The following is a 25,094-nucleotide window of genomic DNA, read 5'->3' as shown; positions in this document are numbered from 1 at the left end:
GCCTAACGAACCGCAGCGCCCGGGGTTCGCAGAGCCTCCCGCAGCGCCCGGGCCTTCAGCTCCACCTCGGCGAGCTCGGCGGCGGGATCCGAGAGCACGGTGATCCCTCCGCCGGCGCCGAATCCGGCACCGGCGTCGTCGATCACGATCGTCCGGATGGTCATGGTCAGCTCCGCCGACCCGTCCGGCCCCAGCCGCCCGAATGCGCCCGCGTAGGCGCCGCGGTCGGCCGCCTCGAGTTCGTCCAGCAGCTCGATCGCGCGCCGCTTGGGGGCGCCGGTCATCGAGCCGGCGGGAAAGCACGCCGCGATGGCGTCGATCGCGTCACGGCCCGCGGCCAGGGGCCCTCGACGGTCGAGACGAGCTGATGCACCTGCGGATGCGTCTCCACGGCGAGCAGCTCCGGCACGCGGACCGTGCCCGGCGCGCACACCTTGCCGAGGTCGTTGCGCATCAGATCGACGATCATGACGTTCTCGGCGCGCTCCTTCTCGTCGGCGAGCAGCTCGGCGGCGAGCCGGGCGTCTTCGGCCGGGTCGGCATCCCGTCGGCGCGTTCCCTTGATCGGACGGGTGCGCACGATCCCGTCGGCGACCTCCAGAAAGCGTTCCGGTGTCGCGCTCAGCAGGGTCACACCGCCGGTGCGCAGGATGCCGCCGCGCCCGGTCGCGCTCGAGGACCGCAGCGCGAGGTAGGTCTCGAGCGGGTCGATCGGGCCGTCGACGCGGTAGTCGGTCGTGAGGCAGAGCAGGTAGGCGTCGCCGCGGAGGATCGCCTCCTGGGCCGCGGCGATCTTCGCCAGGTATGCGGCGTCGGTGTCGCGGCGCGTGACGGTCGGAGACTCGTGCCGTGCCGGTGGCGGCGCGGCGCCCGTGGGTGGGCCCGGCGACTCGACCACGTACTCGCGTTCGACGCGGAGGAACGCGGCGGACGGCAGGCGCGGGGGCGGGACGGCGGCATCCCCATGGTCTCGGACCGCAGCTCGTAGCCGAGCCAGCCGACCAGGCCGGCGGGCGCGTCGGCGAGCGCGGCTCGAACGCCCGGCAGCACCGCACCCCGCTCCAGGGCGACGGCGCTGCCGACGCCGATCCGGCTCACGCGCCCGACGCCGCCGTCAAGCCAGAACACGTGCTCGTGCTCGGCCGCGAGGTCGGCGAACAGACGCTCGGGCCGGATGTCCGTCCCGAGGGGATGCGTTCCGCGGCCCCGTGCATACCCTTGACCCTATGAGTCCGCCGAGCGCCTTCCGGTGGCGCGCCGGACGGCTCGAACCGCTCGATGCGGAAGCCCTGCCGTCGGGGTCGCCGGCGGTCGCCGACTCCTGGCTGCTCGAGGACGGCACGGCACTCGGGCTGGACGCGCACCGCGACCGGTTCCTGCAGGGGGTCGCCGCCCGGGCGGGAACGGACGGCGCCGCATTCTGGGATGCCGCGCTCGCCGCCCTCCCCGTACCGGCGCGTGGTTCCCGCGTCTCGAACTCGCAGGCACGACCGCGGACGCGCCGGATCTCGCGCTGCGCGTGCGCCCGGCGCCCGAACGCGTCCGCGGCATCACCCTGGCCACGCATCGCGGCGCCGATCCCCGATCCGCGCCGACGATCAAGGGACCGGACCTCGACGCTCTCGCCGCGATCCGCGCGACCGCCCGGACCGGCGGCGTCGACGACGTCGTCCTCCTGGCATCCGACGGATCGGTCGCCGAGACCACGACGTCGAACCTCGCCTGGTGGCACGGCGACGCGCTCTGCGTGCCCGACACCGCGATCCCGCAGCTGCCCGGCGTCACCGTGGGCGCCCTCGTGGTGCTCGCGACGGCGCTCGGCATCGACGTGCGGCACGAGCGGGTCGCGCCCGACGACCTCGACGGGTTCGAGATCTGGGCACTGAACTCGCTGCACGGCATCCGGATCGTGACCGGCTGGCCCGGAGGTCCCGCGCCCGCCGCCGAACCGGGGCGCCTCGCGACGTGGCGCCGGCGGCTCGACGCACTGCGCCGACCGCTTCCCGAGGTGATGCCGGCATGACCTGGCTCGGCGAGGTCCTGGCGGCCATCGGATCGTTCTTCGCGGGGTTCAACGACGCGGTGAATCAGCTGCTGCTCTGGATCCTCGCGACCGTGCACCACGTCGACCCGGTGGTCCGCACGCTCCTCGCCGCCGTCGGCATGTTCTGCGAGACCTCGATCCTCGTCGGGCTCGTCGTCCCCGGCGACACCATCGTCATCGTCGCCAGCACGGCCGTCATGTCGCCCGTGGAGTACGTCGCGCTCCTCGTCGCCGTGGTGGCGGGTTCGCTGGCCGGCGAGAGCGTCGGATTCGCGCTCGGGCGCTGGTTCGGCCACGGCATCCGGCACTCCCGGCTCGGCCGGCGGATCGGCGAGAGGAACTGGGCGCGCGCCGAGCGCTACGTGCGCCGCCGCGGCGGTCCCGCGGTGTTCGTCTCGCGGTTCCTGCCGGTGCTGCACGCCCTCGTGCCGCTCTCCGCGGGGGCAGGCGAGATGCGTTACCGCCGCTTCCTGGCCTGGACGGCTCCCGCGTGCGCCATCTGGGCGACGCTGTATGTGACGTTCGGCACGCTCGCCGCGGGCAGCTATCGACAGCTGGTCGGCCAGCTGCACTTCCTCGGGTACGTCTTCGTGGGCGCGGTCGTCGTCTTCCTCGTGGTGCTGCTCGTCGTGCGCAAGCTCGTCGAGCGCCACCAGGCTCACCACTGGGACGACGACGAGACCGAGCGGGTCGAGTAGCTCCGCGCCACCCGACCCGCTTCGGGTTACTTCGAGAAGCCGTTGTCCTTCAGCCAGTCGGAGGCGACCGCCTTCGGGTCGGCCTTCTCGTCGCCGCTGATCCGCTTGTTGAACTCGAGCAGATCCTTGGTGGTGAGCTTGGCCGACACCTTGTTCAGGAGCGCCGTGATCTTGTGGCTCAGCTTGCTCGTCGTGCCGATCGGCACCACCTGCTGCGACGCGAACAGGTTCTTCGGGTCGTCGAGGGTCACGAGCTTGTTGTCGAGGATCGACGGCGTCGTGGAGTAGATGTCGGCGACCTGGGTCGTGCCGTCGAGCAGGGCCTTCAGCGTCGCGGGGCCACCGCCGTCGTTGATCGGCGAGAACGTGATGTTCGTCAGGCCGTAGACGCTCTTCAGCCCCGGGATGCCGTCCGGCCGGGTCTCGAACTCCGGATTGGCGGTCAGCGTCACCGACGAGAGCTTGCTGAGGTCGGCGATCGACTTCAGCCCGTTCTTCTGCGCGAACTCCGGCGTCACGTTGAGCGAGTCGGAGTCGGCGGCCGGCGCGAAATCGGTCGCGGTGAGCCCCTTCGGCAGCGCGCTGTCGAGCGCCGTCTTGACGTCATCGCTCGACTTCTGGTTCGCGTTCTTGTCGAGGAACGACAGGATGCTGCCGGCGTACTCGGGGATGAGGTTGATCTCGCCCTTCTCGAGCGCCGGGATGTAGGCGGCGCGCGCGCCGATGTTGACCTTGTAGCTGACCTTCACGCCGTCCGCGGCGAGCGCCTGCCCGTACACGTACGCGAGTGCGACGTTCTCGGGGAAGTTCGCGGAGCCGACCGTGATCGAGCCGCCGTCACCGCCACCCGATCCGCCGCCGCTCAGGCTCTTCGAGTTGGCGCACCCGGCGAGCGTCAGGCCGATCGCCACCGTCGCGGCGATGGCCGCGATCGCGCCTCTGGAGATCTTCTTCATGACTGCATACCTTCCTGGAGGGACCGCGGCCCCGTGACGGCCGCGGACCGGAATGCCCGGCGGCCCTTCTTCGGCGAAGCCGAATCCGCCGGGCCGCGGGGAACGCCCGCGGCGCGACGAGTCGCTGGACGACGGCGAGAGCACCGTCGATGAGGAGGCAGAGCACGGTCACGAGGATCGCGCCCGCGAGCATCTGCACGAAGTCGTTCTGGGCGAGCCCGTTGATGAGGTAGATGCCGAAGCCGCCGAAGGCGAACGCCGACGCCACGGTGGTGGTCGCGATCACCTGCAGCACGGTCGCGCGGAACCCGCCGACCAGCAGGCTCGCCGCGAGCGGGAGCTCGACCCGCACCACGATCTGCCACTCCGTCATCCCGACCGCACGCGCCGCGTCGATCGTGTCGCGGTTGACCGCCTCCACGCCGGCGTAGGCGCCCGCGAGCATCGGCGGGATGCCGAGCAGCACGAGCACGATGGCGATCGGCACGGCGTTGATGCCGATGAGCAGCAGGAGGATCGACAGCAGGCCGAGCGTCGGCAGCGCGCGCGCGACGTTCGACGCGAGGATCGCCACGAGCCGCCCGCGGCCGGTGTGGCCGATGAGCACTCCGAGGGGCACGGCGATGACGACCGCGATCGCCACGCTGATGACCGAGATGCCGAGGGTCTCCCCGAGTCGTTGCAGGATGGCGGGGTTGCCGGCCCCGGCCCGCCCGACCCAGTGCCCGCCGTCGAGGATCCACGCGATGGCCTGCACGAAGATCATGCGACACCACCGATCGGCGGGGTGCGCAGCAGCGCCGGGTTCTCGGCGGCACGACGGTTGCGACGGTTCCACGGCATGAGCAGCCGTCCGAGCAGCTGCAGGACCACGTCGAACACCGCCGCGACGACGAGCACCGCGACGATCCCGACGAGCGCCTCGGTGAGGAACTGCCGCTGGAACGCATCGATGAAGAACGAGCCGAGGTTCTCGATCCCGGTCAGGGCGCCGACGCTCGCGAGGCTCACCGTGCTCACCGAGACGACACGGATGCCGGCAAGCAGGACGGGCCCCGCGAGCGGCAGCTCGACGGCGAAGAACCGCTGCCACGCCGAGTAGCCGATCGAGGTCGCCGACGACACGACGTCATGCGGCACGGCCGCGAAGGCGTCGGCCGCGCTGCGGACCATGAGGGCCAGCGCGTACAGCGTGAGGGCGATCACGAGGTTGACCGGGTCGAGGATCGCACCGCCCAGGAGCACCGGCACGAGCACCAGCAGCGCGATTGCGGGGATCGTGTACACGATGTTGCCGAGCACGAGCAGGATCGATCGCGCCACGCGCGACCGGCTGGCCCAGTAACCGAGGGGGATGGACAGCACGAGCCCGATCACGATCGGCGGTGCCGTGAGCGCCACGTGCTCCAGCACGCGTCCGCCGATGAGGTCGAGGTTGCGCCCGATCCATCCCCAGTCCATCAGGCGTCTCCCGCCTGGTCGGTCTTGTTCGAGACGCTGCGCGACTTCGGGTTGGGATTGCCGGCCTCGAGCCGGCCTCCGGGTGCCGCGATGATGCCCACCGGGTATCCGCCGCCGTCGACCAGCACCCGGTCATCGCCGATCGCCGGGGTCGAGTCGCTCACGACGAGCCGGCGCTTGCCGCGCTCGGCGCCGATGAAGGTCGCCACGAAGTCGGTCGCGGGGTTGGCGAGGATCTCGGTCGGCGTCCCCTGCTGCACGATGTGGCCGCCGCGCTCGAGCACGACCACCTGATCGCCGAGCAGGAACGCCTCGTCGATGTCGTGCGAGACGAAGACGATCGTCTTGGCGAGCTCCGCCTGGATGCGCAGCACCTCCTGCTGGAGTTCGTCGCGCACGATCGGGTCGACGGCACTGAACGGCTCGTCCATGAGCAGGATGTTGGGGTCGACCGCCAGCCCGCGCGCGACGCCGACGCGCTGCTGCTGCCCGCCCGAGAGCTGGCTCGGATAGCGATCGGCGAGCGAGCGCTCGAGACCGACGACCTCCATGAGCTCGAAGGCGCGTCGGCGGGCGTCGGCCTTCGAGACACCGGTCAGCCGCGGAACCGTCGTGATGTTGTCGAGCACCGAGCGATGCGGCAGCAGGCCCGAGTTCTGCATGATGTAGCCGATGCCGCGGCGCAGCTGAACCGGCTCGCGGGTGGCGACGTCGACGCCGTCGATCTCGACCGTGCCGCTGGTCGGGTCGACCATGCGGTTGATCATGCGCATGACCGTCGTCTTGCCGGAACCGCTCGACCCGACCAGCACCGTGATCCGGCGTGCGGGGATCTCCAGCGAGAAGTCCTCGACGGCCGCGGTGCCGTCCTGATAGGTCTTGGAGACGGAGCGGAACTCGATCATCGCGGGTCTGCTCCTCGCTGCCGGGTGGGTCGGTGACCGAAGACTATTCGAGCCCACCGACAGCGCGGATCACCCGTGCTGCATGAGGAAACTCAGCGTGCGCTCAGATATTCCCCGACGAGCTGAGCGCTGATCTCGGGGCCGTGACCGAGGAACGCGGCCGACCCGCCCGCGTCGCGCGCGAACGCGCGCGCCGCGATCGCGTCGATGGCGACGATCGCGCTCTCCATGGCGACCGGCAGATCCTTGTGCTCGGCGACGCCGAACCGCTCCCGGAGCGCCTCGATGATGCGCTCGGCGAGCACGGCGTAGGCCGGCGATCCCTCGGCGGGCCGCAGGTCCAGCACGTCGCCGAAGCGGAGCGAGGCGAAGCCCGGCTCGCTGCGGAACGCATCCACGAGCGCCGCGATGCCGCCGTGCAGCGCAGCCATCGCATCGCCATGACGCTCGTCGTCGATGTCGGAGAGGATCCGGCCCGTCACGCGGTCCGCGTTGCGTGCGGAGAGGCTCTGCAGCACGGCGATCCGGTCGGGGAAGTAGCGGTAGACCGTGCCGATCGATGCACCGGCGCGCTCGGCGACCATCGCGGTCGTGAGCCGCTCGTAGCCGATCTCGTCGATGACGGCGGCGGCGGCGTCCAGTAGTGCGGTGAGGCGGGCCGCGCTGCGCGCCTGCACCGGTTCATTGCGGATGAGGCCCGCAATCTCGCTCCGCGACGGAGCCGGTTGAGTGCCGATCACGTCCATGTCCTTCCCGGTGTCCGGAAGGGCTGCCCAGCGCCGCCATCCGGTGCACCGATGGTATCGCGCCCGCCCTGGGAGAGTGACGAAACATCAGCGCGCCGGCACATGAGAATCCCTTCATCGTCCGGCGGGCCGCATGGGAGACTGGCCCGATGCCGTCGCGCAGGCCCCACATCGCCGCGCGGCTGGAGGATGCGTTCCACGCCTTCCGCGAGCGGCGCGCCCGGCGACGCGGTCTCGTGCCGATCGTGGTGCCGTTCACGGGCTATGGCGGCCCGGGGTGGGTGCGCGTGCTCGGACGCGTGGTGATGCGCAGGCCGGGGCCGACGCCGGATCGGCTGGCGGGCATCCGGGGCTGGCGCAGCTTCGTCAGCGTGCCGGTGCGCGATGCCGAGGTGGTGGTCGAGTCGGGCGGCGTCCGTCACGTGATCCACGCCGACCGCGGCGGCGTCATCGATCAGCGACTCGAGATCGACCTCGAGCCGGGATGGCGTGAGCTGCGCGTGTCGACGGACGGCGACGCGGTGGCGGCACCGGTGCTCGTCGTCGATCCCGGCGAGGGGTTCGGCATCGTGTCGGACGTCGACGACACGGTCATGGTCACCGCGCTCCCCGGCCGCTGCTCGCGGCGTGGAACACCTTCGTGCTCGACGAGCACGCGCGCACACCGGTCACCGGCATGGCCGTGCTCTACGACCGGCTGCACCATGCGCATCCGGGAGCCCCGATCGTCTACCTCTCCACCGGTGCCTGGAACGTCGCACCGACGCTGACCCGGTTCCTCGGGCGCAACCTCTATCCGGCCGGCCCGCTCCTGCTCACCGACTGGGGTCCGACGCACGACCGGTGGTTCCGCAACGGCGCGCAGCACAAGCACGACTCGCTCGCGCGACTGGCGCAGGAGTTCCCCGGCATCCGGTGGCTGCTCATCGGCGACGACGGGCAGGCCGACGAGCGGCTCTACGGCGAGTTCGCGGCGGCGCACCCCGACAGCGTGCGCGCGGTGGCGATCCGCCGGCTGACCGCGGGCGAGGCGGTGCTCGCGGGCGGGCGCAGCTCGGGAGCAGCGGTCGATGCGCACGTGCCGTGGATATCGGCACCGGACGGTGCCGGACTCGACGACCGGCTCGAGGAGCTCGGCATCCTGGACAACGACCCGGCGTAACGCAGAGCTTCGGCGTTTAGCGTGGTGAGCGACATGACGCGCTTCGACGACGGATCGGCCGGCGACGCCGACTACGGACACCTCGGCCCTGGCTACGCGGGCGTGCGACGCCCTGACCCCCGGATCGAGCGCGAGGTCTGGGATGCCCTCGGCGACGCCCGCAGCGTCGTCAACGTCGGCGCCGGGGCGGGCTCGTACGAGCCGCGCGACCGCATCGTGGTGGCGGTGGAGCCCTCCGCGTCGATGCGCGCCGAGCGTCCGCACGATCGCGTGCCGGCCCTCGACGGCACCGCCGAGCACCTGCCGTTCGACGACGGCGCCTTCGACGCGGCGATGGCCTCGATCACCGTGCACCAGTGGCCGGACCTCGAACGCGGGCTCGGCGAGCTGCGCCGGGTCGCACGCGGTCCGGTCGTGATCCTGACCTTCGACCCCGTCGTGCCGGAACGGTGGTGGCAGCCGGTCTACGTGCCCGAGCTCTACGAGGTCGAGGCGCGGCGGATGCCGCCGCTCGAGCGGATCGCGGCGGCGATCGGTGGCACGGTCGAGGTCCGCACGGTGCCGATCCCCGCCGACTGCATCGACGGGTTCGGCCAGGCGTTCTTCGCCCGCCCGGAGCAGACCCTGCGGCCGGAGGTGCGGCGCGCGATGTCGGCGTGGAGCTTCGTCGCCCCGGAGGTCGTCGAGCGATACGAGCGCGAGCTGTCGGCCGATCTGGCCTCCGGGCGGTGGGATGCCGAGTGGGGCCGGTTCCGCACGATGCCCTGGTTCGACGCGGGGCTGCGGCTCGTCGTGGGACGCCCCTGATCGGGGGCGGCGCGGATCCTTGACCCGCCGGGGCCGCTTCGCTAGATTCGAGCCTTGTCGGCATCCATGTCCCCCACATGGAGGACCGGCCAAGCGTTCCATCCCCCATGGAGCGTCCCCTGATCCGAACAGGTCCCCCGCATGTTCGTCGCCCTTCTCGTCGCGCTCGGCGTGACCGCGCTCGTCGCGGTCGCCATGATGCTGGTCGCGCTCCAGCGCAGCGCCCGCCTGACGATCGCGCGCGGTCTCGTGAGCCTCGGCCTCTGCCTCGGCGTGGTCGCGGTGGTCGCGACCGGGGTGCTCGCCCTCTCGTCGCAGCCGGCCCAGGCGGCCGCCCCCGTCAGCACGGTCGTCGACCTGCAGCTGCCGACGCGCTGACCCGTCTCGACGCCCGCGGCCGTGGCCGTGCTGACGGCGCGTCGGCGGTCGGTCCGATACTGATCGGGTGGCCGACTTCACCCGCGCGCGACGCCGGATCACCGCTCTGCGGCTGAGCGCCCTCGGCATCGCGCGGCGAGCCGGGTCCCCGGCGACGTCGTCCGCGCGCACCTCGCGATGCAGGCGCAGGACTTCGCGGGCGCGCTGTGGTCGGTGGGTCTGCGCACGGGTGCGACCCGCGATCAGGTCGTCGCCGCGCACGAGGGCGGCGCGTTCGTGCGCTCCTGGCCGATGCGCGGCACCCTGCACCTCATCGCCTCCGAGGACCTGCCGTGGATGCTCGACCTCACGGGTGCGCGCACGATCGCCTCCGCCGCCGGCCGGCACCGTCAGCTGAGCCTCGGACCGGCCGATTTTGCACGCTCCGAGCGGATCGCGCGGCGCGAGCTCGCGGGCGCCACCCGCACTCGCGCGCAGCTCCTCGCCGCCTTCGATGCCGACGGTCTCTCGACCGCCGGGCAGCGCGGCGCGCACCTGCTGGGGCGACTGGCGCACTCCGGGGTCGCGGCGCTGACCGGCAAGGACCGGTGGGCGCTGCTCGAGCCGATCGTCGGGACGCCCCCGCGGCTCGACCACGACGTCGCTCTCCGGCGGCTCGCCCTGCGCTACCTGCACGCGCACGGACCGGCGACGGCCGCCGATCTCGCCTGGTGGGCCGGCATCACCCTCACCGACGCCCGGGCGGGCATCGATGCCGCCCGCGACGAGCTGGAGCCGCTCGGGCTCGACGGCGTCGCGTACTGGATGCGCCCCGGCCTCGAGCCCGCCGCCCCCGCCGTGCACCTGCTGCCCGGGTTCGACGAGTTCCTGCTGGGCTACACCGATCGCAGCGCGCCGCTCGCGGGAGCGCCGCTCGAGTCCGTGGTGCCGGGGTCGAACGGGATGTTCCTCTCGACCATCGTCGTGAACGGCGAGGTCGCCGGCACCTGGCGGCGTGCCGCGAAGGGACCGCCCGGGGTCGTGCCGGCGCCGTACCGGGCGCTCACGGCATCCCAGCAGCAGGGGCTCGACCGCGCCGCGCGCCGCTACGTGCGCTTCCTGGGCTGATCCGCCCTACCCCTTCACGGCTCCGCCGAGCCCGGCCGAGCGCAGGAACATGCCCTGGAAGCCGAGGAAGAGCGCGATGGGGATGACCATCGAGATCGCCAGCGCCGCGAGGAACACCCCGAGGTCGGTCTGCGACTGGATGTTGGGCAGGCGCACCGACAGCGGCTGCACGGCGGGGTTGGTGAGCACGAGCCGCGGCCAGAGGAAGTCCTTCCACGCGTTGACGATCGCGAACACCGAGACCACGCCGATGATGGGCTTCGACATCGGCAGCACGATCGACCAGAACAGCCGGAACGGCCCCGCGCCGTCGGTGCGCGCCGCCTCGAAGATCTCGTGCGGGAGGCTCTGGAAGAACCGGGTCACGAGCACGACGTTGAACGCGTTGGCGCCCGCCGGCAGCCAGACCGCCCAGAAGGTGTCGATGAGCGAGTGCCCGATCACCGGCGGATGCAGGATCGTCAGATACAGCGGCACGAGCAGCACGACGCCCGGCACGAACAGGGTCGCGAGCACGAGCCAGTTGACGACCTTGGCGTACGCCGGCCGCAGGATCGCGATCGCGTAGCCGCCGGTCGTCGCGACGAGCAGCTGCACGAACCAGGAGCCGAGCGCGACCCACACCGTGTTGAGGAATTGCGTGCCGATCTGCACCTGGGTCCAGGCGGCGACGACGTTGTTCCAGTCCCACCCGTGCGGGAAGACCGCGAGCGGCGCCTGCAGCGTGTCCTGCGTCGGGGTCACCGCCGCCTTGAGCAGCCACAGCAGCGGCCCGACGCCCCACAGGATGAGCAGGATCAGCAGCAGCAGATGCAGCGTTCCCAGCCCGATCCGGATGCCGGGCCGCCGCCGCTCGGCGACCGAGACCGCGGTCCTCTCGTCGCTCTCCGGCCGGGACGAATGACGGAGTCGCCGACGTCGGCCGGGGTCGACCACGACGGGCTGCCCCGCATCCACGGCCCCGGATGGCGTCGCGGTGGTCGTCGTCATCGTCCCTTCTCCGTCATTCGTCCACGGGTCGCCATCAGTCGTCGCTCCAGGCCTTGGTGATGCGGAAGTACACGAACGAGAACAGGGCGAGGAACAACGCCAGCAGCAGCGAGAGCGCCGTGGCCTTGCCGTAGTCCACGCCGATCGAGTTCTGGAACGCGTAGCGGAAGATGAGCTGCAGGATCGACAGGGTCGAGTTCGCCGGCCCGCCGAACGTCAGCAGGAACGGCTCGAGGAACACCTGGGCCGTGCCGATGATCTGCAGGATGAACGTCACGAGCAGGACGGGCCGCAGTTGCGGCAGCGTGACGTGCCAGATCTTGTGCCGGATGCCGGCGCCGTCGATCTCCGCGGCGTCGTAGAGCTCCGGCGGCACGCTCGTGAGCGCCGCGAGATAGATGATGATCGTCCCGCCCGCGGCGGCCCAGGTCGCCTCGAGCACGATCGAGGGCATCGCCGTCGCCGCGGACTGGATCCACGGCTGGGGCGGAATGCCGACCCATCCCAGGATCGTGTTGAAGACACCGCGCGGGCTCGCGTCGTAGAAGATCTTCCACAGCAGCACCGAGACCACCGGCGGCACCACGACGGGCAGATAGGCGAGGGCGCTGAACAGCCCGCGCGCCCGCCTCACCTCGCTCATGAGGACGGCGACGACGAGCGGGATCGGGTAGCCGAAGATCAGGGCGAGCAGGGCGAACCATCCGGTGTTGAGCACCGCCGTCGGCACGAGCGGGTCACGCAGCAGCGCCGCGAAGTTGTCCCAACCCACCCACTGGGTCACGACGAAGTTGGTGCGCTGGAAGCTCATCACGACCGATTCGACGATCGGCCCCCAGCTGAAGACGCCGAAGATCACGAGCAGCGGCAGCAGGAACACGAGGTTCGACAGCCCGCCGCGGCGCAGCCAGCTGAGCGGGGTGCGACGACGGCGACGCCGGAGGGCCGGATCGCGGCCGGCGGATGGTCGGGTGGTGATCGCGGTCACGGGGTCCTCCGGGAAGGGGGCCGGCGGGAGCGATCCCGCCGGCCCCGGACACTACTACTTGGCGTCGGCGTCGATGAGCGCCTGCACCTGGGTGTTCACGCCCTTCAGCAGGGCCGTGATGTCGGCGTTCTTGTCGGTGAGCACCGCCTGCACCACGCTGTCCAGGGCGCCGTACAGCTCCTGGGTGTGCTTGGCCGGCTCCGGGATGATCGTCTGGTCGAAGATCCCGTTCTGGAACGCGGCCACGTTCGCCTTCGGCACGTTGATGTAGCTGTCGATCCAGCCGAGCGAGGTGTCGAGCTGCTTCTTGTCGAAGATCGGCAGCTGCGGCACGCCCACGGGCTGCTTGTTGGCGACGAGCGACTTGGCGTCGGCGATGGCCGACTTCTTGTCGAGCAGCTTCTGCATGTAATAGAAGTCAATCCACTTGACCGACGCCTGCTGCTCCGCCTTCGACGCGTTCGGCGCGACGACCGCGACGTTGCCGCCGCTCAGCACGCCCGAGCCCGTGCCCTCGGTCGGGATGAGCGCGAGACCGTAGTCCTTCGGGTCGACCTTGTTCTGCTGCACGAGGCTGGTCAGCACGTCGGAGCCCGATGGGTACATCGCGGTCTGGCCCGAGCCGAAATACTGGTTCATGCCCGACCAGTCGAGGTTGAAGTTGCTGCCGAGCGAGTCGTCGTCCCAGCGCATCTTCTGCAGGAACTTCAGCGCGTCGACCGTCTGCTCGTTGTCGGCCGTCACGGTCGTCGTGCCGTCCTTGGTGACCTCCATGCGCCCGCCGCGCGCGTAGGTCTGCTCGGTGAGCGCCCAGCCGCCGGTGTTGCCGGAGGTGAAGACCATGAAGCCGGCGATGTGCAGCTTGTCGGAGATCTGCTTGGCGTCCGTGCGGATCTCGTCCCAGCTGGTCGGCGGCTTGTCGGGATCGAGGCCGGCCTTGGTGAACAGGTCGCGGTTGTACGACAGGCCGTAGGCGTAGGGGCCGTATGGGATGCCGAAGATGTCGCCGCTGTCGTTCTTCGCCACGGACAGCAGCGACTGGTTGAACCGGCCCGCGTACGGCAGCTTCTTGACCTCACTCGTGATGTCGGCCAGCTGGCCGGCGTTCGCGAGCGACTTGCTGTCGGTGAACGGAACGTTGAACACGTCCGGCAGGGTGCCGGCCGCGAGCTGCGCCGAGAAGGTCGGCCCGGTCCACTGGTACTCGACCGGCTTGACCAGGATGTCGGGGTTGGCCTTCTCGAACTCCTTGACGCGCTGATTGAACTGCTTGAACGCGTCGTCGGAGCTGCCCGGGATGAGGCTCGCGACCGTGATCGCGACCTGGCCGTTGGCGGGCTGGTCGCCGCTGGACGAGCAGCCGCTGAGGGCGGCGACGCCGGCGAGCGCGGTGAGGGCGAGGACTGCGGCGCCCACTGTGCGGGGTGACTTCATCGTCTTGCCTTTCTCTGGTGATGGTTCTCCGTGGCTTGCTGCTGTGGACGGAGCCACGCCGTGGAGTCGGGGGAGCTCGCGCGACCCGTCGGCCGCCTGCCCGAGCTCGTCGCTGGCCAGGAGCAGCTCCCCGGCGGGGAGCGGCACGGGGTGGCCGGCGAGGTTGGTGATGCTGAGGAACGCGTCGCCGCGGCGGAACGCGAGGGTGCCCTCGGGCGCGTCGTCGAGCCACGCGAAGGGGCCGTCGCCGAGGGGCTCCGCCCGCCGGATGCGCAACGCGGCCCGGTACAGCGCGAGCATCGACCGCGGGTCGGCCGCCTCACTCTGCACCGTGTACCGGGCCCAGGACGCGGGCTGCGGCAGCCACGGAGCCGCGCTCACGGCTCCGGTGCTGAATCCGTACGGCGGAAGGTCGCCCGACCACGGCAGCGGCACGCGACAGCCGTCACGACCGGGGTCGACCCCGCCGGAGCGGTAGTGCATGGGATCCTGCAGCAGTTCACGCGGGATGTCCTCCACCTCCGGCAGGCCCAGCTCGTCGCCCTGGTAGATGTACAGCGATCCGGGCAGCGCGCCGGTGAGCAGCGCGGCGGCGCGGGCGCGCCGGGTGCCGAGGTCGAGATCGGTCGGCGTGCCGAAGCGCTTGTCGAGGAAGGCGAAGGAGCTGTCGGCGCGGCCGTACCGGGTCACCGGGCGGGTCACGTCGTGGTTCGACAGCACCCACGTGGAGGGAGCGTGCACGGGGGCATGCGCGGCGAGAGTCGCATCGATCGACGCGCGCAGTTCGGCGGCATCCCACGGTCGGGCCAGGAAGTCGAAGTTGAACGCCGTGTGCAGCTCGTCGGGGCGCAGGTACTGCACGAAGCGGTCGATGTCGGGCACCCACAGCTCCCCCACGAGCACGCGGGTGCCGGGGTAGGTGTCGGCGACCGCGCGCCATCCGCGGTAGATGTCGTGGATCTCGTCGCGATCCTCGGTGGGATGCTCGCCCGGTCCGACGACGTCGGGCACCTCGCGCAGCTCCGGGTCCTTCACGAGCAGCGCCGCGGAGTCGATCCGCACGCCGGCGGCCCCCGATCGAACCAGAACCGCAGGATCTCCTCGTGCTCGCGGCGCACGTCGGGATGGTTCCAGTTGAGGTCGGGCTGCTCCTTCGCGAACAGGTGCAGGTACCACTGACCGGGCGTGCCGTCGGGGCTCGTCGTGCGGGTCCAGGTGTCGCCGGCGAACGGCGACACCCAGTGCGTCGGGATGCCGTCGCCGGCCGGTCCGGTGCCGTCGCGGAACCAGAACCGCTCGCGCTCGGGCGAGCCCGGCCCGGCGGCGAGGGCAGCCTGGAACCAGGCGTGCCGGTCCGAGACGTGGTTGGGCACGACGTCGATGATCGTGCGGATGCCGAGGGCGAGCGCCTCGCGGATGAGCGCCTCCGCCTCGGAGAGGTCGCCGAAATCAGGGTGGATGGCGCGGTAGTCGCTCACGTCGTAGCCGCCGTCGGCCAGGGGCGACGCGTACCAGGGCGTGAACCAGATCGCGTCGACGCCGAGGTCGCGCAGGTAGGGCAGGCGCGATCGGACCCCGGCGAGATCGCCGGTGCCGTCGCCGTCGCCGTCGGCGAAGCTGCGCACGTAGATCTCGTAGATGACGGCGCTGCGCCACCACTGCGGGTCGGTGGTGGGCGGGCTGACGCGCTCGGGGGCGGTCAGGACGTCTGCGTCCAACGGGGATCCTTCGCTCGCGGTCGGGGCGCCCGGGTCGGCGCCGACGCGGCAAAAGTAGCTTTATCGACAGAATGACGCAAGAACTAAACAAGCCGCAAGCAACTTGCGTCGCCTTGCGGCCCCTTACGCCGGCGGCGCCGTCGACCCGCGCACCACGAGTTCGGGCTCGAACAGGTACTCGTCCGGGGGCGCGGCCGATCCGGAGAGCTGCCCGACGAGCAGCTCGATGACCATGCGACCCATCGGCTCGATCGGCTGGCGCACGGTGGTCAGCGGCGGATCGACGCTGTTCATGAGCGCCGAGTCGTCGAACCCGACCACCGAGACATCCGCCGGCACCGCCTTGCCCGCGCGGCGCACCGCCCGGATCGCGCCGAGCGCCATCGGGTCGGACGCGCAGATGACCGCCGTGACCCCCGTCGTCAGCAGCCGTGCCGTCGCCGCCTGACCGGCCTCGAGGTTGTAGTGCGAGTGGACCACGCGCTCGGCCGGGAGCGGCACGCCGGTCGCCCTCGACATCCGGTGCGCCGCCTCCAGCTTGCGCCGCGACGGGATGTGGTCGGCCGGCCCCAGCACGACGCCGATGTCGCGATGGCCCAGCTGCACGAGGTGGTTCCAGGCCAGCTCGACCGCGATGCCGTCGTCGGTCGAGACCGTGGCGAACCCCAGGTCGCCGACCGGGGCGTTGACGAGCACCGTCGGGAGCTTGAGATCGCGCAGCCGCGTGTAGTGCTCGTGCGGCGCGTCGGCCTGCGTGTAGGCGCCCGCCACGAACACGACACCCGAGACGTGCTGCTGCAGCAGGAGGTCGACGTAGTCGGCCTCCGTGATGCCGCCGCCGGTCACGGTGCACAGGACGGGCGTGTAGCCGTTCTGGGCCAGGCCGCCGCCGACGACCTCGCCGAACGCCGGGAAGATCGGGTTCTGCAGCTCGGGCAGGAACAGGCCGACGAGCCGCGCGCGCTCGCCGCGCAGCTTGCTCGGGCGTTCGTAGCCGAGCACGTCGAGGGCCGTCAGCACGGCCTGGCGGGTCGCCTCGCTCACGCCGGGCTTCTCGTTGAGCACGCGGCTGACCGTCGCCTCGCTCACGCCGACCTGTTTGGCCACCTCCGCGAGTCGTCTCGACATGACGCGATCTTGCACAATCGCGCAAGAACTTGCAATACCGCGCCCCCGGTACGCTCGGCGACATGCTGCGCCAGGCGGGGGCCCTTGCCCGCTCCACGCATCCGATCCCCGCGATCGGGGTGACCGTCATCACCGTGCTGCTCGGGGTCGGCGTCGGCCTCGAGCCCTGGCGCATCGTGCTGCTCGGTGTCGCGATCGCCCTGAACCAGGCCTCGGTCGGCCTCTCCAACGACGCCCTCGACGCGCCGCGCGACCGCGCAGCCGGCCGCAGCGACAAACCCGTGGCGCTGGGGCAGATCGGCAGCGGCCCGGTCTGGATCACCGCCGTCGTCACCGCGGCGCTCGCCCTCGCCCTGACGGTCCCGCTCGGGCTGCTCGCCGTCGCGGCGCACGCGGTGTTCCTCGGGGCGGCCTGGCTCTACAACGTGATCGCGAAGCCCACACCGCTGTCGGTGCTGCCCTACATCGTCGGGTTCGGCATCCTGCCGGCGATCGTGACGCTCTCCGCGGTGGCGCCGGTCTGGCCGCAGTGGTGGGCGATGGCGGCGGGTGCGCTGCTCGGGATCGGCGCTCACTTCGCCAACACGCTGCCCGACCTCGATGCGGATCGTCGCACGGGTGTGCGCGGCACGCCGCACCTGATCGGCGCGCGGGCCTCGCTCCTCGTCACGTGGGCCGCCCTCGTCCTCGGTGCGGTGGCCGTGGCGTACGGCTCCGGCTTCACCCTCGTCGCGCTCGCCGGGCTCGCGGTCTCGGTCGTGCTCGCCGTCGTCGGCGTGCTCGTCGCGTGGCGGCGCGGCGCCGGGCGCTGGCTGTTCGTCCTCGTCATCGTGGCCGCCGTCGTCGACGTCGTGCTGCTCGTGCTGGCCGGACGCGGCATCCGGAGCTGACGCACTGAACCGAACGCCCGCCTGCTGCGTAGTCTCCGGGTGAAGGAGGTCGACGTGAGCACCGAGAAGGGCGCGCCAGCCGGTACGCGGTCGGAGGCGCTGCGCGCGCTGGCCGACGCACACGCCGCCGCCATCTGGCGCTACGTCGTGCACCTCACCGGCGATCGGGCGGGCGCGGATGACGTGGTGCAGGAGACGCTCCTGCGGGCCTGGCGCACGCCCGCGATCCTCGAGCAGGGGCCCGAGGGCACCCGGTCGTGGCTGTTCACCGTCGCGCGTCACCTGGTCATCGACGAGCACCGCAGCGCCCGCAAGCGCCACGAGTTCCCGACCGACGAGCTGCCCGAGCGCGCCGAGCGCGACCGCACCGATGCCCTGTTCGAGTCGATCCTGGTCGAGGAGGCCCTCGCCGGCATCGGCCTCGAGCACCGCGCCGTGATCGTGCACGCGTACTACGGCGGCAAGAGCATCGCGGAGGTCGCGCGCGAGCTCGACATCCCCGAGGGCACCGTCAAGTCGCGGCTGCACTACGGCCTGCGCGCGCTGCGCCTGGCCCTCCAGGAGAAGGGGTGACGAGGTGAACGACCCCCGCGATCACGCCCGCTACACGGAGTGGGACGCCGCGTATGTCCTGGGCTCCCTGTCGTCGGTCGAGCGCCGCGAGTTCGAGGCGCACCTCGAGCTGTGCGACCGCTGTCGGCTCGCGGTCGCCGACCTGAGCGGCCTGCCCAGCCTTCTCGGGCGCGTCGACCCGGAGCGGGCGCTCTCGCTGCTCGCCTCGGAGGACGAGGACGCGGAGCCCGGCTCCGCCCCGGTCACCGACATCGTCGAGCGGATCGAGAAGGCCGAGCACCGCCGGCGCCTGCGCCGGTTCGGGATCGTCGGCGGGATCGCCGCGGCCGCCCTCGCCGTCGCGGCTGTCGCGATCCCGGTCACCATCGCCGCGCAGCCGCACCCGACGGTGTCGGTGGCGCTCGCCCCGACGGCCGGGAACTCGGTCAGCGGCGACGTGCAGCTCACGAGCGTGAAGTGGGGCACCAGGATCGACATGCACTGCGCCTACGGCACCGGGAGCACGTGGGGCTACCCGGGCGATGGGGGCTACGCGCTCTGGGTCGTCGACCGCGCGGGCAGGGCCAGCGAGGTGTCGACCTGGAAGGCGACCAGCGGATCGCAGGTGAAGCTCACCGCGGCGACCGCGCTCTCCGTGGGCGAGATCGCGCGCATCGAGGTGCGCTCCGCCGCGACGAACGACGTGCTGCTCGCGAAGAAGCTGTAGGCGTCGCGTCGCGTCGCTTCGTGTTGCGTCGTGTCGTGTTGTGTCGTGTGTCCGGCGCACGCGCGGCAGCCGTCCCCGTGGGGGTGGTCGCCCGCCGTTCTCGGCCACGCACGGGCTGCGAGCAGGGGTACCTCCTTCGCGACATGTGAGTCCCGCCTCACTGTGAGGCGGAACTCACGTGCGCTCGGAGAGGTACCCCGGCGCTCAGCCGCCTCACGTTGGCGGCGTGAATGGCGAAGCGCCGCCGCGACATCGGGCGCGTGTCGCGTTCCGGCTACCCCTGGGCGGCGGCGGCCGCCTCCGACTTCGGTTCGCCCGTCTCGACCGCGGACTGATCGTTGCCGCGGGAGAGGTGGTTCCGGATGCCGGCCCACGACACGAGGCCGCCCGCGATCAGCAGGGCCGCCATCACCACCACCGTGCGGTGGAAGCCGTCGAGGTTCAGCGCTCCCCGGTGATCAGGCCGAGCAGTGCGGTCATGATGAGGCCCGCGACGCGCGAGACCGCGTTGTTGACGGCGGATGCGATCCCGCTGCGCTCCGGCTCGATCGCGCCGAGGATCGCGGAGGTCAGCGGCGAGACCGTGAGCGTCAGGCCGACGCCGAAGAGAATGATCCCGGGCAGCATCTGCCACCAGTAGTTGAAGTCGTGCTGCACCAGCAGCATCGTGACGACGCCGATCCCGCAGGTGATCGGGCCGATCGTCATGAACAGGCGGGGCCCGAAGCGGCCCGACCACGACCCGACGCGCGAGCTGAACAGGATCATGATGATCGTCGAAGGCAGACTGGCGACCCCGGCGAGCGTGGCCGGCAGTTTCGGCCCCTCCTGCAGATAGACCCCGATCGCGAAGCTCGACAGCGCCAGTGCGCCGTAGATGAACGCCGTCGCGACGTTGCCCGTCCAGAAGTTGCGGGCCCGGAACAGTCCGAGCGGCATCACCGGATCCTTGGCGTACTTCTCGCGCACCAGGAAGCCCGCGAACGACAGCACGCCGATCGTCATCGATCCCCAGATGGCGGGGTTGCCCCATCCCAGGCTCTGCTGCTCGATGAGGGCGAACACGACGCCGGCGAGCCCGACGGTGCACAGGATCGAGCCGAGGTAGTCGATGCGCACGCCCGGCTTGCGCACGTCGCGCTGGCCCAGCCGCACGAGCAGCCACAGCACGACCGCGATCGGGATCACGTTGATGAAGAACGCGAAGCGCCAGCCCGAGACCGTGCCGACGTTGAGCAGGTCGACGAACAGCCCGCCGATGACGGGACCGACGATCATCGCGACGCTCGTCATGCCGGTCCAGATGCCGATCGCGCGACCCTGGGCGGCGCCCCGGATGTTCGAGGTGATGAGCGCGAGCGAGCTCGGCACCAGGAGCGCCCCCGCGATGCCCTGCACCGCCCGGGCGCCGATGAGGAACTCGACCGTCGGGGCCGCCCCGACGGCGACGCTGGCGACGCCGAACAGGATGAGGCCGATCCGCATCACGAGGATCCGGCCGTAGAGATCGCTCACCGAGCCCGCGACGAGGATGAACGCGCCGAGGGTCACGAGGTAGGAGTCGACGATCCACTGCTGCGCCGTGAGCCCGCCGCCGAGCTCGCCGATCATCTTGGGCAGCGCGACGTTGACGATGGTGCCGTCGAGGAAGGACACGAACGACGCGAGCACCGCGATCGCGACGACCAGCTTCTGGTTGCCGCCGAGCACCGGCGTCGTCCGGGCACCGGCCTTCGTATCGCTCATGGCGCTTACGCTACGCGCGAGCGGCGACACGGCGCACGGCGTCGATGGCGCGCGGGTCGCGCAGGATGCGGAAGTGGCCGACGACGTCGATCTCGATGTTCTCGGCACCGTCGAGACGCGACCCCTCGGGGATGTGCAGGTCCAGCCGCGGCGCGATCGAGGTGATCCGCGCGTCGGCCGCGCGCTCGGCCGCAAGCCGCGCGAGCAGCGCGTCGCCCGGGAGGAACGCGCGCAGGCCCCCGACCGGCACGAGCCGCGCCATGCTCGACCCCGCGAACGGCGAGGCGATCGCGATCACGCGGGCGACGCGGCGCTGCGCCTCGGGGCGGGCGAGCTCGTCGACGAGCAGCTGCTTGCCGACGACCCCGCCTTTGCTGTGCGCGACGATGACCACCTCATGGAGGTCGCGCTGCTCCATCAGCCGATGCGCCTCGCGGGCCACCCAAGGGATGGGCCCGCCGTTGCGCCCGATCGTCTCGAGCACGTGCACCGGATGGCCGTCGGCGTGCAGGGCGTCGCCCATCGGCCGGAGGAAGTGCCAGGTCTCGTAGATGCCGGGGATCAGCACGACGGGTCGCCCGTCGCCCGTCGGATAGTCGCGGGGCACGCGTCCGGCGCCCGGCCCCGCCGCCCGCAGCCGCAGGGCGTGGGGATAGTCCGCCAGCAGCGCGCCGAGGCTGCGCCCGACCGGCCTCACGGCGCCGCCCCCGCGGACGCGTCGGCGAATTCGAGGATGTGGCCCGCGGTCGCGATCGGGTCGGTGTGCATGATCACGTGCGGGCCGCGGACCAGGCGGGCGTCGCCATCCACGGCACGCGCCGCGAGCTCGGAGATCCACTCGTTCGGCACGATCGGATCGCGGTCGCCGTCGACGACGAGCACCCGCGCGGCGAGGCGCGGCATCCGGTCCTCGAGGCGATCGGCGAGCAGGTGCGGCAGTTGCCGCAGCAGGTACGGCGCCCCGCAGCGCACGAGGTAGTCGGTGGCGGCGATGCCGAGCACCCGAGGCGGCTCGCGGAGGCCGTCGGCCATCAGGCGCCCGATCGCGCGGGCCGGCGTGCGCAGGCCGGGCGCGAGCGTGGGGGCGAGCAGGACGAGCCGGTCCGTGACGGCGGGATCACGCTCGGCGACGAGCGAGACGACGTTCGCGCCCATCGAGTGGCCGACGAGCACGGGGCGGGCGATCCCGCTCGTGCGCAGCATCGCGGCGACCGCGTCGGCGTGATCCTCGAGGGTCACGTCGCGTCGCGGATCCGGCGCGGCGCCGTAGCCGGGCAGGTCGAGCAGGAACACCGGTCCGCGGCGGGCCAGCTCGGCCGCGAGCGGGTGGAAGTAGCGCGACGAGACACCGAGGCCGTGCACGAGCACGAACGGGGTCGCGGGGTCGCGGGGCGCCCGGTGCGGGAACCGCTTGACCACCACCGTCAGGTCCTCGTGCTCCTGCCGGCTCGTGTAGTACACGGCGTCGCCGACCCGCTCGGGAGGGTAGGCCTCCTCCTCGGCGGGCCCGCGCGGTCCGCGACCGAGTGCGTCGCGGACCGAGATCATGCCGTCAGCCTACGGAACGGGCTGAGCGGCAAGCAGCTCGCGCACCCGCGGCATCACCTGCGTGCCGTAGAGCTCGACCGCGGTCATGAGGTGCTCGTGCGGCACCGGTCCGCTCGTGTACTTCAGGTCGAAGCGCTGCACTCCGAGCGTGCGGATGGTGTCGGCCATCTTCTGCGCCACCGTCTCCGGCGATCCGACGTACAGCGAGCCCTCCTCGATCTCGGACTCGAACCGGTCGCGGGTCGTCTCCGGCCAGCCGCGCTCGCGCCCGATCCGGTCGTACATGGTCTTGTAGTGCGGCCAGAGGATCTCGCGCGCCAGCTCGTCGGTCTCCTGGATGAACCCCGGCGAGTGCACCGCGACCGGCAGCGTCGGCTGCTCGAGCTGCGCGAGCGCCCGGTGGTAGAGGTCGACGTACGGGGCGAAGCGGGCCGGCTGCCCGCCGATGATCGCGAGCACGAGCGGGAACCCGTAGCGCGCGGCGCGCACCACCGACTCCGGGCTGCCGCCGACGCCGACCCAGGTGCGGATGCCGCCGGCGGTCTTCGGGAAGACGTCGGCATCCTGCAGCGGGGCCGCAGCGCGCCCTGCCAGGTCACCGGATCCTCCTTCAGGAGCTCGTGCAGCAGCCCGATCTTCTCCTCGAACAGCGCCTCGTAGTGCTGCAGGTCGAACCCGAACAACGGGAACGACTCGGTGAACGAGCCGCGACCCAGGATGATCTCGGCGCGTCCGCCCGACACCGCGTCGAGCGTCGCGAACTTCTCGTACACGCGCACCGGGTCGTCGCTCGAGAGCACGGTGACAGCGGTGCCGAGGTGCATGCGCTCGGTGCGGCTCGCGATCGCGGCGAGCACGACCTCCGGCGCGGAGATCGCATAGTCGTCGCGGTGGTGCTCACCGACCCCGAAGAAGTCCACCCCGACCCGGTCGGCGAGCTCGGCCTCGGCGACGACGTCGCGGATGACCTGGGGGTACGGGGTCGGCGTTCCGTCGGTGCCGATCGTCCGGTCGCCGAACGTGTCGAGCCCGAGCTGCACGACCGTCTGATCCTCGCCCATGTGCTGATCCTCCGCCTCGTTTATTCCATGCGTTTGCATCAATGCTTTCAACCACGGTCCCGCGTCGAGTATTCCTGGAGGGGATGCCCTTCCTCGACCCCGACGGCGCCCCGCTGCCGCCGCTCGCCCTCAGCTACCTCGGCGACCGCGCGTTCCGGGTCGAGCAGCCCTTCCGGTGGGTCGATCCGCGCGACGGCGCGAGCTTCGAGGTGCCGGCCGGGCAGCTCACCGACCTCGCCTCCGTGCCGTCGTTCCTGTGGGGGCTGGTCGCGAGCTACGGGCGCCAGGCGCTGCCGGCGATCCTGCACGACACCCTCTCCGACCGTGCCGACGACGCGCCCGCCGCCACTCGCGACGCGGTGCGCCGGGATGCCGACCTCCGCTTCCGGCGTGCGCTCGTCGAGAGCGGCGTGACCGTGCTGCGCGCCCGCACGATGTGGACCGCCGTCGCGCTCAACCGCTACGCCGAGTTCCGGATGCCGATCGCGATCCTGCTGTTCGTGCAGGCGATCGTGTCGATCGTCGCGATCGTCGGAGCCGTCGTGCTCGCCGCGCTCGGGCATCCGTGGTGGCTGCTGCTGCTGCCCGCGCCCGCCGTGCTCGCGATCCCGTGGTGGCGCGACGCCGGGCTCGCGCTGTGCGCGGCGTACCTCGGCGCGCTGTACCTGCCGCTCGTCGTCGCCGCGGCGCTGTCGACCGCGGTCGAATACCTGGTGGCGCTCGCCGTGTGGCTGGTCGACGGCCGGCGCAGACCGGTCCCGCGGCCCGGGCCGACCCTGCGCGCACCGGGAGGCGCATCGTGAGACGCAGCGCCGGCATCCTGCTCCACCGCCGCGGCGCCGCGGGCGTCGAGGTGTGGATCGCGCACATGGGCGGGCCGTTCTGGGCGCGCAAGGAGGAACGCGCCTGGTCGGTGCCGAAGGGCGAGCTCGAGCCCGGCGAGAGCGATGACCTCGCCGTCGCGCGCCGCGAGTTCGCGGAGGAGACGGGCGTGGCCGCCCCGGATGCCGCGTACGTCGCGCTCGGCGAGTTCCGGTACGCGTCGGGCAAGGTCGTCGCCGTCTTCGCGGCCGAGGCGCCGGATTTCGCCCCCGCCGAGATCGTCAGCAACACCTTCGACCTCGAGTGGCCGCCGCGCTCGGGGCGGATGCGGGCGTTCCCGGAGGTCGACCGCGCCGCGTGGGTGCCGATCCCCGCGCGCGCGAGCTCCTCGTCGCCGGCCAGGTCCCCGCGCTCGACGCCCTCCTGACCCACCTGCGGATCGAGTAGCGCCCCCTTCTGAGTCGATCGAGTAGCGCCGAAGGCGCGTATCGAGATCTCACCCCGCTCAGCTGGCCAAAAACGCCCAGTGCGCGCCCCCGCGCACTGGGCGTTTTTGGCCACGTGGCGCGATCAGGAGGCGGCCTCGTGCGCCACGCGGAGGTCCGCGACGAGCGCCGCGAACGCCGCGTCACGATCCGCGGGATCCCGCGTGCGCAGCAACGCCGAGGGATGGGTCGTGATGAGCGCCGGCGGGTCCGACTCCTCGAGCACGCGCCCCCGTTCGGCGCCGATACGCACGTCGCGGCCGAGCACCGACCGCGCGGCGGTCGCACCGAGGCACACGACGATGCCCGGCCGGACGACCCCGAGCTCCGCCCGCAGCCACGGCCGGCACGCGTCGATGTGGGCGACGGCCGGCTTCTCGTGGATGCGCCGCTTGCCGCGCCGCTCGAACCGGAAGTGCTTGACAGCGTTCGTGACGTAGATCTCGCGGCGCGCGATCCCGGCCTCCTCCACCGCCTGCGCCAGCAGCCGCCCGGCCGGCCCGACGAACGGCTCGCCCTGCCGGTCCTCCTGATCGCCGGGCTGTTCGCCCACCAGCACCAGGCGCGCGGATGCCGCCCCCGCCGAGAACACGACCTGCGTCGCCGGCTTCCACAGCTCGCATCCGCGGCAGTCGGGTGCGGCCGCGCGCAGCGCCGCGAGGTCAGGATGCTCGGGCACCCACTGCTCCGCACCCGGGCGTGCATCGGCCATGCCGGCACGCTAGGCCGAGCGCGGGATCG

General features: G+C 71.8%; 23 protein-coding genes and 5 pseudogenes. 11 read left to right on the top strand and 17 right to left on the bottom strand.

Annotation, left to right across the window (positions count from 1 at the left end):
- Nucleotides 1-2 precede the first annotated feature (2 nt).
- Nucleotides 3-898: pseudogene (locus QQK35_RS16445) on the bottom strand (anthranilate synthase component I family protein).
- A gap of 621 nt (nt 899-1,519) precedes the next feature.
- Between QQK35_RS16445 and QQK35_RS16440 the strand changes: the two are divergent.
- Nucleotides 1,520-2,023, top strand: a complete 504-nt coding sequence (locus QQK35_RS16440) for an aminotransferase class IV (RefSeq protein ID WP_284255104.1) — start codon at nt 1,520-1,522, stop codon at nt 2,021-2,023.
- A 59-nt stretch (nt 2,024-2,082) separates the two neighbouring features.
- The gene (locus QQK35_RS16435; protein WP_284255740.1) at nt 2,083-2,742 is read left to right on the top strand and encodes a DedA family protein; all 660 of its coding nucleotides are present in this window, start codon (nt 2,083-2,085) and stop codon (nt 2,740-2,742) included.
- Between the two features lie 26 nt (nt 2,743-2,768).
- On the opposite strand, the gene QQK35_RS16430 is transcribed toward QQK35_RS16435, so the two are convergent.
- From QQK35_RS16430 to QQK35_RS16410, 5 genes are all read right to left on the bottom strand, one after another.
- Complete coding sequence (locus QQK35_RS16430) at nt 2,769-3,698, bottom strand: ABC transporter substrate-binding protein (protein ID WP_284255103.1); 930 nt, start codon at nt 3,696-3,698, stop codon at nt 2,769-2,771.
- The gene (locus QQK35_RS16425; protein ID WP_431311819.1) at nt 3,580-4,464 is read right to left on the bottom strand and encodes an ABC transporter permease; all 885 of its coding nucleotides are present in this window, start codon (nt 4,462-4,464) and stop codon (nt 3,580-3,582) included. The genes QQK35_RS16430 and QQK35_RS16425 overlap by 119 nt, the downstream gene beginning before the upstream one ends.
- Nucleotides 4,461-5,159 carry an ABC transporter permease gene (locus tag QQK35_RS16420; protein WP_284255101.1) on the bottom strand — a complete coding sequence of 233 codons (699 nt, stop codon included), beginning with the start codon at nt 5,157-5,159 and terminating at the stop codon, nt 4,461-4,463. Before QQK35_RS16420 ends, QQK35_RS16425 begins: the two co-directional genes overlap by 4 nt.
- Entirely contained in the window at nt 5,159-6,064 is a 906-nt protein-coding gene (locus tag QQK35_RS16415; RefSeq protein ID WP_284255100.1) for an ABC transporter ATP-binding protein, read from the bottom strand. The genes QQK35_RS16420 and QQK35_RS16415 overlap by 1 nt, the downstream gene beginning before the upstream one ends.
- Before the next feature lie 92 nt (nt 6,065-6,156).
- Nucleotides 6,157-6,804: a TetR/AcrR family transcriptional regulator gene (locus QQK35_RS16410; RefSeq protein ID WP_284255099.1), complete on the bottom strand. Its 648-nt coding sequence runs from the start codon at nt 6,802-6,804 to the stop codon at nt 6,157-6,159.
- 155 nt (nt 6,805-6,959) lie between these two features.
- On the opposite strand from QQK35_RS16410, the pseudogene QQK35_RS16405 reads away from it, so the two are divergent.
- The 4 genes and pseudogenes from QQK35_RS16405 to QQK35_RS16390 form a co-directional block, all read left to right on the top strand.
- Nucleotides 6,960-7,972, top strand: a pseudogene (locus QQK35_RS16405) (App1 family protein phosphatidate phosphatase).
- Nucleotides 7,973-8,005: 33 nt separating this feature from the next.
- On the top strand, nt 8,006-8,779 hold the full coding sequence (locus tag QQK35_RS16400; protein WP_284255098.1) for a class I SAM-dependent methyltransferase: 774 nt from the start codon (nt 8,006-8,008) through the stop codon (nt 8,777-8,779).
- 141 nt (nt 8,780-8,920) lie between these two features.
- Nucleotides 8,921-9,157 (top strand): hypothetical protein, encoded by a 237-nt coding sequence (locus QQK35_RS16395; RefSeq protein ID WP_284255097.1) that lies wholly within the window; start codon nt 8,921-8,923, stop codon nt 9,155-9,157.
- A 174-nt stretch (nt 9,158-9,331) separates the two neighbouring features.
- Nucleotides 9,332-10,264 (top strand): annotated as a pseudogene (locus QQK35_RS16390) (winged helix DNA-binding domain-containing protein); the annotation flags it as partial.
- A 6-nt stretch (nt 10,265-10,270) separates the two neighbouring features.
- On the opposite strand, the gene QQK35_RS16385 reads toward QQK35_RS16390, so the two are convergent.
- The 5 genes and pseudogenes from QQK35_RS16385 to QQK35_RS16365 form a co-directional block, all read right to left on the bottom strand.
- The gene (locus QQK35_RS16385) at nt 10,271-11,254 is read right to left on the bottom strand and encodes a carbohydrate ABC transporter permease (RefSeq protein WP_284255096.1); all 984 of its coding nucleotides are present in this window, start codon (nt 11,252-11,254) and stop codon (nt 10,271-10,273) included.
- A 34-nt stretch (nt 11,255-11,288) separates the two neighbouring features.
- Entirely contained in the window at nt 11,289-12,242 is a 954-nt protein-coding gene (locus tag QQK35_RS16380) for a carbohydrate ABC transporter permease (RefSeq protein WP_284255095.1), read from the bottom strand.
- Nucleotides 12,243-12,296: 54 nt separating this feature from the next.
- Nucleotides 12,297-13,676, bottom strand: coding sequence for an ABC transporter substrate-binding protein (locus QQK35_RS16375; protein ID WP_284255094.1), 1,380 nt, complete (start codon nt 13,674-13,676; stop codon nt 12,297-12,299).
- Nucleotides 13,673-15,394: pseudogene (locus QQK35_RS16370) on the bottom strand (glycoside hydrolase family 13 protein). The gene QQK35_RS16375 and the pseudogene QQK35_RS16370 overlap by 4 nt, the downstream one beginning before the upstream one ends.
- Before the next feature lie 123 nt (nt 15,395-15,517).
- A complete protein-coding gene (locus QQK35_RS16365) occupies nt 15,518-16,522 on the bottom strand; it encodes a LacI family DNA-binding transcriptional regulator (RefSeq protein ID WP_284255093.1) in 1,005 nt (334 codons plus the stop codon).
- Nucleotides 16,523-16,584: 62 nt separating this feature from the next.
- On the opposite strand from QQK35_RS16365, the gene QQK35_RS16360 reads away from it, so the two are divergent.
- From QQK35_RS16360 to QQK35_RS16350, 3 genes are read left to right on the top strand one after another with little or no spacing between them, the layout of a single operon-like run.
- Nucleotides 16,585-17,412: a UbiA family prenyltransferase gene (locus QQK35_RS16360; RefSeq protein WP_284255092.1), complete on the top strand. Its 828-nt coding sequence runs from the start codon at nt 16,585-16,587 to the stop codon at nt 17,410-17,412.
- 54 nt (nt 17,413-17,466) lie between these two features.
- Nucleotides 17,467-17,985 carry a sigma-70 family RNA polymerase sigma factor gene (locus tag QQK35_RS16355; protein ID WP_284255091.1) on the top strand — a complete coding sequence of 173 codons (519 nt, stop codon included), beginning with the start codon at nt 17,467-17,469 and terminating at the stop codon, nt 17,983-17,985.
- Nucleotides 17,986-17,989: 4 nt separating this feature from the next.
- Nucleotides 17,990-18,691: an anti-sigma factor family protein gene (locus tag QQK35_RS16350; RefSeq protein ID WP_284255090.1), complete on the top strand. Its 702-nt coding sequence runs from the start codon at nt 17,990-17,992 to the stop codon at nt 18,689-18,691.
- Nucleotides 18,692-18,965: 274 nt separating this feature from the next.
- Here the strand turns inward: QQK35_RS16350 and QQK35_RS19990 are convergent, their stop codons facing one another.
- The 5 genes and pseudogenes from QQK35_RS19990 to QQK35_RS16330 form a co-directional block, all read right to left on the bottom strand.
- Entirely contained in the window at nt 18,966-19,100 is a 135-nt protein-coding gene (locus tag QQK35_RS19990; RefSeq protein ID WP_348534965.1) for a hypothetical protein, read from the bottom strand.
- A 32-nt stretch (nt 19,101-19,132) separates the two neighbouring features.
- Nucleotides 19,133-20,437, bottom strand: coding sequence for an MFS transporter (locus QQK35_RS16345; protein ID WP_348534964.1), 1,305 nt, complete (start codon nt 20,435-20,437; stop codon nt 19,133-19,135).
- Between the two features lie 10 nt (nt 20,438-20,447).
- Nucleotides 20,448-21,134, bottom strand: a complete 687-nt coding sequence (locus QQK35_RS16340; protein WP_284255089.1) for an esterase/lipase family protein — start codon at nt 21,132-21,134, stop codon at nt 20,448-20,450.
- A complete protein-coding gene (locus QQK35_RS16335; RefSeq protein ID WP_284255088.1) occupies nt 21,131-21,985 on the bottom strand; it encodes an alpha/beta fold hydrolase in 855 nt (284 codons plus the stop codon). The genes QQK35_RS16340 and QQK35_RS16335 overlap by 4 nt, the downstream gene beginning before the upstream one ends.
- A gap of 9 nt (nt 21,986-21,994) precedes the next feature.
- Nucleotides 21,995-23,046: pseudogene (locus tag QQK35_RS16330) on the bottom strand (LLM class flavin-dependent oxidoreductase).
- 83 nt (nt 23,047-23,129) lie between these two features.
- On the opposite strand from QQK35_RS16330, the gene QQK35_RS16325 reads away from it, so the two are divergent.
- Nucleotides 23,130-23,849 (top strand): DUF1353 domain-containing protein, encoded by a 720-nt coding sequence (locus QQK35_RS16325; RefSeq protein ID WP_284255087.1) that lies wholly within the window; start codon nt 23,130-23,132, stop codon nt 23,847-23,849.
- On the top strand, nt 23,846-24,295 hold the full coding sequence (locus QQK35_RS16320; protein ID WP_348534963.1) for an NUDIX hydrolase: 450 nt from the start codon (nt 23,846-23,848) through the stop codon (nt 24,293-24,295). The genes QQK35_RS16325 and QQK35_RS16320 overlap by 4 nt, the downstream gene beginning before the upstream one ends.
- Before the next feature lie 143 nt (nt 24,296-24,438).
- On the opposite strand, the gene QQK35_RS16315 is transcribed toward QQK35_RS16320, so the two are convergent.
- Entirely contained in the window at nt 24,439-25,065 is a 627-nt protein-coding gene (locus QQK35_RS16315; protein WP_284255086.1) for a UdgX family uracil-DNA binding protein, read from the bottom strand.
- Nucleotides 25,066-25,094: the final 29 nt, after the last annotated feature.

Origin of the sequence: Pseudolysinimonas kribbensis (assembly GCF_030161895.1) — a bacterium.
In the GTDB taxonomy this organism is placed as follows: domain Bacteria; phylum Actinomycetota; class Actinomycetes; order Actinomycetales; family Microbacteriaceae; genus Pseudolysinimonas; species Pseudolysinimonas kribbensis.
The sequence above is the reverse complement of the archived record's forward strand: the minus strand, read 5'-3'. Positions and strand labels throughout refer to the sequence as shown.